Source organism: Caulobacter sp. GW822-FHT01G02 (assembly GCF_058802865.1).
Map to the genome: position 1 here is coordinate 1,128,041 of NZ_JBXAON010000001.1, position 11,606 is coordinate 1,139,646.

General features: G+C 66.8%; 13 protein-coding genes. 12 read left to right on the forward strand and 1 reads right to left on the reverse strand.

Translation table 11 applies throughout. The features are described 5' to 3' along the window. The first annotated feature begins 164 nt into the window (after positions 1-164). The 6 genes from AC1RNC_RS05195 to hemA all read left to right on the forward strand — a co-directional run bounded on the left by AC1RNC_RS05195 (position 165) and on the right by hemA (position 6,218). Positions 165-1,310, forward strand: a complete 1,146-nt coding sequence (locus AC1RNC_RS05195; RefSeq protein ID WP_492884266.1) for an isobutyryl-CoA dehydrogenase — start codon at positions 165-167, stop codon at positions 1,308-1,310. Then, positions 1,307-1,918, forward strand: coding sequence for a histidine phosphatase family protein (locus AC1RNC_RS05200; protein ID WP_492884268.1), 612 nt, complete (start codon positions 1,307-1,309; stop codon positions 1,916-1,918). The genes AC1RNC_RS05195 and AC1RNC_RS05200 overlap by 4 nt, the downstream gene beginning before the upstream one ends. A 9-nt stretch (positions 1,919-1,927) precedes the next feature. Continuing rightward, entirely contained in the window at positions 1,928-2,980 is a 1,053-nt protein-coding gene (locus AC1RNC_RS05205) for an enoyl-CoA hydratase/isomerase family protein (protein ID WP_492884270.1), read from the forward strand. Between the two features lie 56 nt (positions 2,981-3,036). Continuing rightward, entirely contained in the window at positions 3,037-3,840 is an 804-nt protein-coding gene (locus AC1RNC_RS05210; protein ID WP_492884272.1) for a class I SAM-dependent methyltransferase, read from the forward strand. Between the two features lie 76 nt (positions 3,841-3,916). Further along, positions 3,917-4,813, forward strand: coding sequence for a 3-hydroxyisobutyrate dehydrogenase (gene mmsB, locus AC1RNC_RS05215; RefSeq protein WP_492840082.1), 897 nt, complete (start codon positions 3,917-3,919; stop codon positions 4,811-4,813). 178 nt (positions 4,814-4,991) lie between these two features. Further along, positions 4,992-6,218 (forward strand): 5-aminolevulinate synthase, encoded by a 1,227-nt coding sequence (gene hemA, locus AC1RNC_RS05220; protein ID WP_492884274.1) that lies wholly within the window; start codon positions 4,992-4,994, stop codon positions 6,216-6,218. Between the two features lie 185 nt (positions 6,219-6,403). Here hemA and AC1RNC_RS05225 read toward each other — a convergent pair whose 3' ends face one another. After that, positions 6,404-6,847 carry a Ros/MucR family transcriptional regulator gene (locus tag AC1RNC_RS05225; RefSeq protein WP_492840080.1) on the reverse strand — a complete coding sequence of 148 codons (444 nt, stop codon included), beginning with the start codon at positions 6,845-6,847 and terminating at the stop codon, positions 6,404-6,406. 164 nt (positions 6,848-7,011) lie between these two features. On the opposite strand from AC1RNC_RS05225, the gene glyA reads away from it, so the two are divergent. From glyA to AC1RNC_RS05255, 6 genes are all read left to right on the forward strand, one after another. Further along, the gene (gene glyA, locus AC1RNC_RS05230; RefSeq protein WP_492884276.1) at positions 7,012-8,298 is read left to right on the forward strand and encodes a serine hydroxymethyltransferase; all 1,287 of its coding nucleotides are present in this window, start codon (positions 7,012-7,014) and stop codon (positions 8,296-8,298) included. 32 nt (positions 8,299-8,330) lie between these two features. After that, entirely contained in the window at positions 8,331-8,804 is a 474-nt protein-coding gene (nrdR, locus tag AC1RNC_RS05235) for a transcriptional regulator NrdR (RefSeq protein WP_492840078.1), read from the forward strand. A 65-nt stretch (positions 8,805-8,869) separates the two neighbouring features. Further along, a complete protein-coding gene (locus tag AC1RNC_RS05240; RefSeq protein ID WP_492884278.1) occupies positions 8,870-9,334 on the forward strand; it encodes a 6,7-dimethyl-8-ribityllumazine synthase in 465 nt (154 codons plus the stop codon). After that, positions 9,331-9,780 carry a transcription antitermination factor NusB gene (gene nusB / locus AC1RNC_RS05245; RefSeq protein ID WP_492840076.1) on the forward strand — a complete coding sequence of 150 codons (450 nt, stop codon included), beginning with the start codon at positions 9,331-9,333 and terminating at the stop codon, positions 9,778-9,780. The genes AC1RNC_RS05240 and nusB overlap by 4 nt, the downstream gene beginning before the upstream one ends. After that, positions 9,740-10,801, forward strand: a complete 1,062-nt coding sequence (thiL, locus tag AC1RNC_RS05250; RefSeq protein WP_492884280.1) for a thiamine-phosphate kinase — start codon at positions 9,740-9,742, stop codon at positions 10,799-10,801. Before nusB ends, thiL begins: the two co-directional genes overlap by 41 nt. Before the next feature lie 69 nt (positions 10,802-10,870). Beyond that, positions 10,871-11,377, forward strand: coding sequence for a hypothetical protein (locus tag AC1RNC_RS05255; protein WP_492884282.1), 507 nt, complete (start codon positions 10,871-10,873; stop codon positions 11,375-11,377). Positions 11,378-11,606: the final 229 nt, after the last annotated feature.

The following is an 11,606-nucleotide window of genomic DNA, read 5'->3' on the forward strand; positions in this document are numbered from 1 at the left end:
CGATGGTTATCAAGGGGGTGCGACGCCTGATCCGCTACACACCGTGTAACGGAGGATTTCAGGCCACACTTGGAGGCCCGCGCGACACGCGTTGACAGCCGGCGCACGGCGCGGCACGTCAGCGGCCAAGAAGGTGAGGGCGGCTTTGCCCCGAACGGGAGGAAGTGCGCATGGATTTCGCGCTGAACGAAGATCAAGTCGCAATCCAGGATGCGGCTCGCGCTTTCGCCGAAGGACAGCTTGCCCCGTTCTCGGCCGAATGGGACGAGAAGAAGCATTTCCCCGTCGAGACCCTGCGCCAAGCCGCCGAGCTGGGCTTCGCCGGCATCTATGTGAACGAGGATGTTGGTGGCAGCGGTCTGTCGCGCCTAGACGCCTCGATCATCTTCGAGGCGCTCAGCTACGGCGACGTGCCGACCGCCGCCTATCTGACCATCCACAACATGGCCTCGTGGATGATCGATCGCTTCGGCTCCGAGGATCTGCGCAAGCGTTACCTGCCGCGTCTGACGACCATGGAGCTGATCGCCAGCTACTGCCTGACCGAGCCGGGCTCGGGCTCGGACGCGGCCAACATGCGCACGAGCGCCCAGCTCGACGGCGACCACTATGTCCTGAACGGTGGAAAGGCCTTCATCTCGGGCGGCGGCGTGTCGGACGTCTATGTCGTCATGGCGCGTACGGGCGGCGAGGGCGCCAAGGGCGTTTCGGCCTTCGTGGTCGAGAAGGGGACGGAAGGGCTCAGCTTCGGGGCCAACGAGCGCAAGATGGGCTGGAACGCCCAGCCGACGGCGCAGGTGAATTTCGACAATTGCCGCGTGCCGGTCGAGAACCGCATCGGCCAGGAAGGCGAAGGCTTCCGCTTCGCCATGATGGGCCTGGACGGCGGTCGCCTGAACATCGCCTCGTGCTCGCTGGGCGGGGCGCAGTTCGCCCTCGATACGGCCAAGGCTTACATGGAGACCCGCAACCAGTTCGGCAAAGCGCTGAAGGACTTCCAGGCGCTGCAGTTCAAGCTGGCCGACATGGCCACCGAGCTGGAGGCCGCCCGCCTGATGGTGCGCCGGGCCGCCCACGCCCTGGACAATCGCCACCCGGAAGCGACCAAGCTGTGCGCCATGGCCAAGCGGTTCGCCACCGACGCCGGTTTCCAGGTGGCCAATGACGCCTTGCAGCTGCACGGCGGCTACGGCTACCTCCAGGATTATCCGCTGGAGCGCATCGTGCGCGACCTGCGGGTGCACCAGATCCTGGAAGGGACCAACGAGATCATGCGCGTCATCATCGCCCGAGAGATGTTCAGGCAGTGATCTATCTCTGTCGCCATGGGGAGACCTTCCACAATCGCGAAGGCCGTCTGCAGGGGCGGTCGGAGTCGGACCTGACGCCGCTGGGCCGCGCCCAGGCGGGAGCCATGGCCGACCTGTTGTTCGACCTGGTTCGCCGCGACCCGCCGGCCGGCCCCCTGGGTGAGTGGCGCATCGTCGCCAGCCCGTTGCGCCGGGCGCGCGACACGGCCGAGACCATCGGCGCGCATCTGGGGCTGTCGGTCGCGACCGACGAACGCCTGGTGGAGATCGACGTCGGCGAATGGTCCAACCGCCTCCGCGAGGAGGTGAGAGGCGAGAATCCGCATCTTCACGGCGACGACGCCTGGGGCTTCCACGCGCCGGGCGGCGAGACCTATGAGGCCATGATGGCCCGCATTACCCACTGGCTGGGCGAACAGGCGGCCGAGCCCGAGCGCCGGCTGATCGTCGTCAGCCACGGCGTCGCCGGCCGGCTGCTGCGCGGCGCCTATGCCGGCTTGTCGCAAGCCGAGACTCTGGCCCAGGACATCCCGCAGGACGCCGTCTATCGCCTCACGGCCGGTCAGATCGACCGCTTCGACTGCGCGCCCGTCGCCGAACCCGCCTAGGACCTATCGATGACCGACGAACCCGAAGTCCTGATCCGCGTCGAGAAGAACGTCGGCCGCATCACGCTCAATCGCCCGAAAGCCCTGCACGCCCTGACGCTTGGCATGTGCGAGACCATGATCGGCGCGCTGCTGGACTGGCGGGAAGATCCCGAGATCTACATGGTCCTGATCGACCATGCGGGCGAGCGCGGCTTCTGCGCCGGCGGCGACATCCGGATGCTGGCCGACAGCGGGGCCAAGGACGGCGTCGAGGCGCGACGGTTCTTCCACACCGAGTACCAGTTGAACCACCTGCTGTTCACCTATGACACGCCCGTCGTGGCGGTGATGGACGGCATCGTCATGGGCGGTGGTGTCGGCATCTCGATGCCGGCCCATGTGCGGATCGCCACCGAGCGCACGACCTTCGCCATGCCCGAGACCGGCATCGGCCTGTTTCCGGATGTCGGCGGCGGCTGGTACCTGCCGCGCCTGCCGGGCAAGGCGGGGCTGTGGCTGGCCCTGACCGGCGCGCGGATCAAGGGCGCGGACTGCATGCGCTTGGGAGTAGCCACCCACTTCGTCGAGTTCGGCGCCGTGGCGGGGCTGAAGAAGGCGATCATCGCCGATCCCCGCCGCATCGAAGAGATCCTCAAGAAATACCGCGCCGACGCTGGCAAGGCGGCGCTGCTGGGCTTCGAGCAGGACCTCAACCGCCTGTTCGTCGGCGAGACCGTCGAGGAGATCGTGGAGTTCCTGACCCTCGACTCCAGCGACTGGGGCAAGGCCCAGTTGGCCGTGATGCGGACCAAGTCGCCCCAGACGATGAAAGTCGCTTTCGAGCAGCTGAAGCGCGGCGCGGCCATGACCGACTTCGCTGACAACATGGTCATGGAGTACCGGATCGGCTCGCGGGTGGTGATGAAGCACGACTTCATCGAGGGCGTCCGGGCCGTGATCGTCGACAAGGACAACGCCCCGAAGTGGAATCCCGCGACCCTCGAGGGGGTCACGGACGCCATGCTGGAGGAGATTTTCGCTCCGCTTCCCCGCGGGGAGGAATGGAGGCCGCTGACGTAGCCGTCACGCTAGGTTAGGGTCGCACAACAAGAACACGTCGGTTCGGAAGGATTGCCATGCGTAAGCCGCTTCTCAGTCTCGTCGCCGTGCTGGGCCTCGCGGCCTGCGCCACCCAGCCGATGATGGGACCTCCGCCGCCGCCGCCTTCGGGCCCGGCGGCCGCGGCCATCTCGCCGAACATCGCCGCCGCGCTCAGCGATCCGTCGCGTCCGGCCGCCGACATGGTCCGAGACGCCAACCGGCATCCGGGCGAGGTCCTGACCTTCGCCGGGGTGCGCCCGGGCGCGAAGGTCGCCGATCTGATCCCCGGCGGCGGCTACTTCACCCGCATCCTGGCCAAGTCGGTCGGCCCCAGGGGCGTGGTCTATGCCTATGTGCCGGACGAGCTGACCAAGCTGGCCAATCGCGAGCCCGCGGTGAACGCCATCGCCCGTGATCCGGCCTATTCGAACGTGAAGGTGATCCTGAACACGCTGCCGAACTTCTCCACGCCGGAGAGGTTGGATCTGGTGTTCACCGCCCAAAACTATCACGACATGCACGACAAGTTCATGGGACCGGCCGACCTGTCGGTCGTGAACCGCCAGATCTTCAGAGCTCTGAAGCCGGGCGGCGTGTTCCTGGTTATCGACCATTCGGCCGAGGCCGGCTCGGGCCTGCGCGACACCGAGACCCTGCACCGCATCGACTCGGCGGTGGTGAGGTCCGAGGTCACGGCCGCCGGCTTCATCTTCGAGGGCGAGAGCCGCGTGCTGAAGGATCCGGCCGACTCCCGCAAGGCCAACGTCTACGACCCGTCGATCCGCGGGAAGACCGACCAGTTCGTCTACAAGTTCCGCAAGCCGGCCACGGCGCGCTGAGCCGGAAAGCGCCAGGATATTCAATGATAAGAGCCGCGCCCATGAGGCGCGGTTCGCCTTTTCTGGGAGCTCCACAATGACCCGCATCGCCTTCATCGGCCTGGGCAACATGGGCGGCGGCATGGCCGCCAATCAGGCCAAGGCTGGTCACGAGGTCCACGCTTTCGACCTGTCGGCGGCGGCGGTCGAACGGGCGGTTGCGGCTGGCTGCCAGGCGGCTGGCTCGGTCGCCGAGGCGGTGGCGGACGCCGAGGTGGTGATCACCATGCTGCCGGCCGGTCCGCACGTGCGCGCCGTCTATGGCGAGCAGATTCTGAAGAGCGCGCCCAAGTCCGCCTTGCTGATCGACAGCTCGACGATCGACGTCGAGAGCGCCCGCGCTGTGGCCGGGCAGGCGGCCGAGGCCGGTTTCCGCTTCGCCGACGCGCCGGTGTCGGGCGGCGTGATGGCCGCCGAGGCCGGCGCCCTGGCCTTCATGGTCGGCTGCGCGGCCGTGGATTTTCCGGCCATCGAGGCGGCGCTGGACCCGATGTCGCGCGTGACGATCCACGCCGGCGACCACGGGGCGGGGCAGGCGGCCAAGATCTGCAACAACATGCTGCTGGGCGTCTCGATGCTGGGGACCTGCGAAGCCTTTGCCCTCGCCGAGAAGTTGGGTCTGGACGCCGATCGCTTCTTCGAGATCGCCAGCAAGTCATCGGGCCAGTGCTGGTCGGTGACCAGTTACTGCCCGGTCCCGGGCGTGGGGCCCCAGACTCCGGCCGACCGCCACTACGAGGGCGGCTTCGCCTCGGCCATGATGCTGAAGGACCTGAAGCTGGCCCAGGAGGCCGCCGCCAAGGCTGGGGCCAGCACGCCGATGGGGGCGCAGGCCGAGGCGCTGTACGCGTTGTTCGACGGCAACGGCTTCGGCGGCAAGGACTTCTCGGCCATCATCCAGTTACTGCGCGGAAAGCTGGCGCAGCTTGGATGAATCGCCGAGGACGCCGCATCCGCGACGGAGTTCATTGGCGAAGTCGATGCGGCCAATCGCGTACTTCAATTTGCTAGGTAAACGTCCCTAGATGGACACCAACGGCGCTTGGTGCGAAAAGCCGAGCCATGAACTAAGGGGACCCCCGGACCATCCGGCCGGTGGTTTAGAGATCGACATGGACTACAAAGCCGCGTTCCGCAGCGCCGTCGACCAGATCCGCGAAGAGGGCCGCTACCGGGTCTTCGCCGACCTTAAGCGACAGCGTGGACAGTTCCCGCGCGCCACCTGGACCCGTCAGGACGGCTCGGAACGTGAAGTCGTGGTCTGGTGCAGCAACGACTATCTCGGCCAGGGTCAGAATTCCGTCGTCATGGACGCCATGAAGGCCGCCGTCGACGCGCATGGCTCGGGCTCGGGCGGCACCCGCAACATCTCGGGCACCAACCACGACCACGTCCTGCTGGAGCAGGAACTGGCCGACCTGCACGGCAAGGAAGGCGCGCTGCTGTTCACCTCGGGCTACGTCTCCAACGAGGCCAGTCTGTCGGTGGTGCAGAAGATCCTGCCCGGCCTGATCATCTTCTCGGACGAGTTGAACCACGCCTCGATGATCGCCGGCATCCGCAATGGCGGCGGTCCGCGCAAGGTGTTCCGCCACAACGATCTTGAGCATCTCGAAGAGCTGCTGGCGGCGGCCCCGGCCGACGCGCCCAAGATGGTCGCCTTCGAGAGCGTCTATTCGATGGACGGCGATATCGCCGACATCCGCGCCACGGCGGCTCTCGCCAAGAAGTACGGCGCCATGACCTATCTGGACGAGGTCCACGCGGTCGGCATGTACGGCCCGCGCGGCGGCGGCGTCGCGGAGCGCGACGGCCTGATGGGCGAGATCGACATCATCGAAGGGACGCTCGGCAAGGCGTTCGGCGTCATGGGCGGCTACATCACCGGCGACGCCGAAGTGATCGACGCCATCCGCCTGATGGCTGCGGGCTTCATCTTCACCACCTCGCTGCCGCCGGCCTTGGTGGCCGGCGCGCTGGCCAGCGTCCGCTGGCTGAAACAGCACCCGGAAGTGCGCGAGATCCACCAGGAGCGCGCAGCGACCCTGAAGGCCATGTTCAAGGCCGCCGGCCTGCCGGTGATGGAAAACGAGAGCCACATCGTTCCGGTGCTGGTCGGCGATCCCGTCCACACCAAGCTGATCAGCGACATGCTGCTGGCCGATCACGGCGTCTATGTGCAGCCGATCAACTACCCGACGGTGCCACGCGGCACCGAGCGCCTGCGCTTCACCCCGACTCCGTTCCATACCGACGACATGATGCGCAAGCTGGTCGCGGCGATGGAAAAGCTGTGGGCTCACTGCAATGTCGCCCGCATGGGCGGCTACGCGGCGTAGAGCCTATCCGTTTTGGATTTTATCCGAAGCGGATAAACAGGCTCTATCTCAAACATTTTGAACGTGGTCTTCGCCACGTTCAGGGGATCAGACGCACCTTCAGCTTCGACCAGACCGCACATCGTCGAACCGAAAAACGCCGCCGGAGTCCGGCGGCGTTCGCGTGCCCGAACGGCGAGAGGCGGTCAGCTTCCCCGTCGCACGCCCTTGCCCAGGCCGATCTTCTTGGCGAAGTCCGAGCGGCGGGCCGCATAGGCCGGCGCCACCATCGGATAGTCGGGCGGCAGGCCCCACTTGCGACGGTATTCCTCGGGGCTCATGTCGTAGTGCGAGCGCAGATAGCGCTTGAGCATCTTGAGCTTCTTCCCGTCCTCCAGACAGACGATGAAGTCATGCTGCACCGAGCGGCCCACCGGAACCGCCGGCTTGGCCTTTTCGGCCGGTTGCGGAGCCTCGCCGCCGTTGCCCAGCGAGGCGAGCGCCTGGTGGACCGTACGGATCAGGTCCGGAATGGCCGTCTGAGAGACTGTGTTCTGACCTACATAAGCCGCCACGATCTCGGCGCTGAGCCCCAGAATATCGACGTTGTTGTCGCTCGTCGTGTCCGTGCCGCCGCCTTGAGACGCCATGAGATACCCCATTCCCGTTGTTGTCGTTGGAACTCCGCGGGGGTTGAGCACCGCCCTGCAGGACGGCAACGCACAAAACAGGATGCGGTTCCTACATTGATCGCCGCGCCCATCCCGTTAAAGAGGGCGCCTCTGCCGACTCCCCCAAACGCCCGGAGAGCGAAATGACCCAAGCCAACACCAGCGCCTTTTTCGGCGCCGACCTCGCCACCGCGGACAAGGACATCTTCGACCGCATCGGTCGCGAGCTGGACCGTCAGCAGAACCAGATCGAGCTGATCGCCTCGGAGAACATCGTCTCGAAGGCGGTGTTGGAGGCCCAGGGCTCGATCCTGACCAACAAATACGCCGAGGGTTATCCGGGCAAGCGCTACTACGGCGGCTGCGAATATGTCGACGAGATCGAGACGATCGCCATCGAACGCGCCAAGTCGCTGTTCGGCGCCGGTTTCGCCAACGTTCAGCCGCACTCGGGTTCGCAGGCCAACCAAGCGGTGTTCATGGCTCTGCTGCAGCCGGGCGACAGCTTCCTGGGCATGGACCTGGCCGCCGGCGGCCACCTGACCCACGGCTCGCCCGCCAACCAGTCGGGCAAGTGGTTCAAGCCGGTGTCCTACACCGTGCGCCAGCAGGACCAGTTGATCGACTACGACAACGTCGCCGAGGTGGCCGAGCGCGAGAAGCCCAAGCTGATCATCGCCGGCGGCAGCGCCTATAGCCGCGAAATCGACTTCGCCCGCTTCCGTCAGATCGCCGACAGCGTCGGCGCCTATCTGATGGTCGACATGGCCCACTTCGCCGGCCTGGTGGCCGGCGGCGTGTTCCCGAGCCCGGTCCCCCACGCCCACGTCGTCACCACCACCACCCACAAGACCCTTCGCGGCCCGCGTGGCGGCATGGTGCTGACCAACGACGAAGCCATCATCAAGAAGGTCAATTCGGCCGTTTTCCCGGGCTTGCAAGGCGGTCCGCTGGAGCACGTCATCGCCGCCAAGGCCGTGGCCTTCGGCGAAGCGCTGCAGCCGGCGTTCAAGGACTATGCCCGGCAGATCATCGCCAACGCCAAGGCGCTGTCGGAAGCCCTGCTGAAGTCGGGCGTCAACATCGTCTCGGGCGGCACCGACAGCCACCTGATGCTGGTCGACCTGCGTCCGAAGGGCGTGACAGGCCGGGACACCGAGCACAGCCTCGAGCGCGCCCACATGACCTGCAACAAGAACGGCGTGCCGTTCGACACCGCGCCGTTCACGATCACCTCGGGCGTTCGCCTGGGCACGCCGGCCGGCACCACGCGCGGCTTCAAGGAAGCCGAGTTCACCCGCGTGGGCGAGCTGATCGGCGAAGTGGTCAACGGCCTGGCCGCCAACGGTCCGGAAGGCAACGCCGAGGTCGAGGGTAAGGTCCGCGAGGAAGTGCTGGCCTTGACGGCCCGCTTCCCGATCTACAACTAATATGGTCTAGGCGCCGCGGGAGGGGCCACATCATGCGCTGCCCCTTCTGCGGACACGCCGAAAGCCAGGTTAAGGACAGCCGCCCGTCTGAAGACGGCGCGGCCATCCGCCGTCGCCGCATGTGCCCCGAGTGCGGCGGTCGCTTCACCACGTTCGAGCGGGTGCAACTGCGCGAGCTGATCATCCTGAAGCGTTCGGGCCGGCGCTCGCCGTTCGATCGCGACAAGCTGGTGCGTTCGATCGCCCTGGCCACCCAGAAGCGGCCCGTCGAGGCCGAGCGCGTCGAGCGTATGATCAACGGCATCGTCCGGCAGCTCGAAAGCATGGGCGAGACCGAGCTTCCGTCCTCGACGGTGGGCGAAATGGTCATGAAGGCGTTGAAATCGCTCGATGACGTCGCCTATGTCCGTTACGCCTCCGTCTATCGGGATTTCAAGGAAACCAGCGACTTCGCCAAGTTCCTGACCGAAGAAGGTCTGAGCGACAGCGTCGAAGAAGAGCTATAGTTCGTTAATCCCTGATGTGTGTTTGTGTGCGCGCGGCAAGCGCGGCCGTGGAGATTCGAAGCTAGATGGTTGAAGACAACATCCGCTTGCTGATCGTAGAGGGCCGAAGCCATTCGGGGATCTCCGACGAGCTGCTGCGCGGAGCCGTGCAGGCGATCGAGGCCCAGGGCGCGGAATACGACGTGATCACCGTCTCCAGCGCCCTGCAGATCCCGACGGTCATCGCCATGGCCGAGGACGCGGCTCGCCGCCCCGTGGGCGTGCGCTACGAAGGCTATGTCGCGCTCGGCGCGGTCATCCGGGGCGAGACCTACCATTTCGAACTGGTCGCCAATGAAACCGCCCGCGGCCTGCAGGATCTGGGCATCGGCAAGCGGCTGGCGATCGGCTTCGGCGTCCTGGCCGTCGACGACGAAGCCCAGGCCTTGACCCGAGCGCGGGTCAGCGAAGGCGACCGCGGCGGTTCGGCCGCCAAGGCCTGCCTCGAGACCATCGCCCTGAAGCGTCAACTGCTGGGACAGGTCCGATGAGCGGCAACCGCATCCAACCGCGCTCGGTGGCGCGTCTCGCCGCCGTCCAGGCCCTGTACCAGATGGAAGTCTCGGGCGCGGGCGTCGACGCCGTGGTGCGCGAGTTCGGCGAGCACCGCTTCGACCGCGATGTCGAGGGCGAGCGCCTGGCCGCCGCCGACGAGACCTTCTTCGCCGAACTGGCCAAGGGCGTGGTGACCAACCAGTCCAAGATCGACCAGGGCATCGTCAAGCGCCTGGCCTCGGGCTGGCGCCTGGAGCGCCTGGACGCCACGGCCCGCGCCGTGCTGCGCGCCGGCGCCTACGAATTGATGTACCGGCCGGACGTTCCGACCGAAGTCGTCATCAACGAGTATGTCGAGATCGCTAAATCCTTTTTTGAGGGTCCCGAGTCAGGCTTCATCAATGGCGCCCTCGACGCGATCGCCCGTGATGCACGAGACTGACGAAGACGACTGGTTCGCTGACGATGACGCCGCGCCCGCCGCGGCGGAGGCGCCCCCGACGGAATTCGACCACATCGCGCGCCTGCTGCGTCCGCTAACGCGTGGCGACCCGGCGGCGCTGGACCTGCTGGACGACGCGGCCGTGCTACCGTCGCGTCCTGGCTACGACCTGGTGATCACCAAGGACGCCATGGTGGCTGGCGTGCACTTTCTGGCCGACGAGGCCCTGGACGTCGTCGCGCGCAAGCTGCTGCGCACCAATCTCTCCGACTTGGCGGCCAAGGCGGCCGAACCCTACGGCTATTTCCTGGCCATCGGCTGGCCCTCGGGCTCCGACGTCACCTCGCGCGAGACCTTCGCCCGGGGTCTGGCCGAGGACGGCGCGCTGTTCGACATGTCGCTGCTGGGCGGCGACACGGTCACCACCTCAGGGCCGCTGGTCGTTTCGGCCACTTTGCTGGGCTGGGTTCCCGAGGGCGGGGCCATCCTGCGACGCGGCGCCAAGCCGGGCGACCGCCTGATGGTCTCCGGCACGATCGGCGATGGCTGGCTGGGTCTCCTGGCCCAGTGGGGCGAGGTGGTCGACGCCGACGGCGCCATGCTGCGCCGCTATCGCCAGCCCGAACCGCGCGTCACCCTGCGCGAGGCGATGCGTGTCCACGCCAAGGCCGCCGCCGACGTCTCCGACGGCCTGCTGGCCGACAGCGCCCATATCGCCAAGGCCAGCGGCTGCCGGGTGCGCGTCGACCTGGAGCGCCTGCCGCTGTCGCCGGGCGGTCAGGCCTGGCTGGACCAGCAGCCAGAGCAGGTCGAGGGCCGTATCTCGCTGGCTTCCGGCGGCGACGACTATGAGATCGTCTGCGCCGTCGATCCCAGCGAGGCCTGGAACTTCCGCGTCGCCGCCGCCGCGGCCGGCGTGAAGGTCAGCGAGATCGGCGAGTTCGTGGAAGGCGAGGGGGTCTCGGCCTACTACAAGGGTCGCGACGTCACGCCTTCGCGCCTGGGCTGGTTGCACGGCTGATCCCGCCCGAGGCCCCTGCAAGGAGCCGGTTAGGTCAATATCAAGCCCTGTCGGTTATGGATGATGGCCATGATCGATCTTGCCACACCCTCGCGCCGTATCCTGCTCGCGGCCGCCTTCGCCGCCCCCTTCGCCATCGGGGCCGCGCCGGCCTTCGCCAATAGCGGCAAGAAGGAGAAGAAGGAGGGCGAGGGCCAGGCGCTCGACCCGACGTACAAGCTGGGCTCGATGACCATTCCGATCATCGCCAACGGCCGGATCGTCAACTACGTCTTCGTCGCCATGACCCTGAAGCTGAAGGAGGGCGCCGACGCCGCGGCCCTGAAGGACCAGGAGCCGATGCTGCGCGACGCGATCGTACGGGCCGCCTACAAGACTCCGTTCACGCGCGCCGACACCTGGAAGGAAGTCGACGGTCCGCGCCTGACCAGCTTCGTCCTGAGCCAATGCGGCGTACTGATGGGCAAGGGCAAGGTCGCCTCGGTCGAGATCGTCAAGCAGATCCCCCGCCAGCAGCTGATGCCGCCCAAATCCAGCGCCGCCAAGCCGGTCGGCCAGGGCGAACTGCACCCCTGATTCCATGCCCCGCGCCAAGCTTTGCCGCTGCAAAGGCTTGCGCCGACGCGGGTTGCGCGCCCCCCGACCATCTGACAGTCTCTTTCGGATGACGCCGTTCGGCTGTCATTTTGGGAGCATCGAGGGGGCACGAGGCCAAAGGCCCGCCCGTCGATCCGGGCGGCGGTTTGACGTGCGTCATTACCTCCAGCCGCCGGGACCGGCATCCCCCTCGTGATTGGAAGCGCGA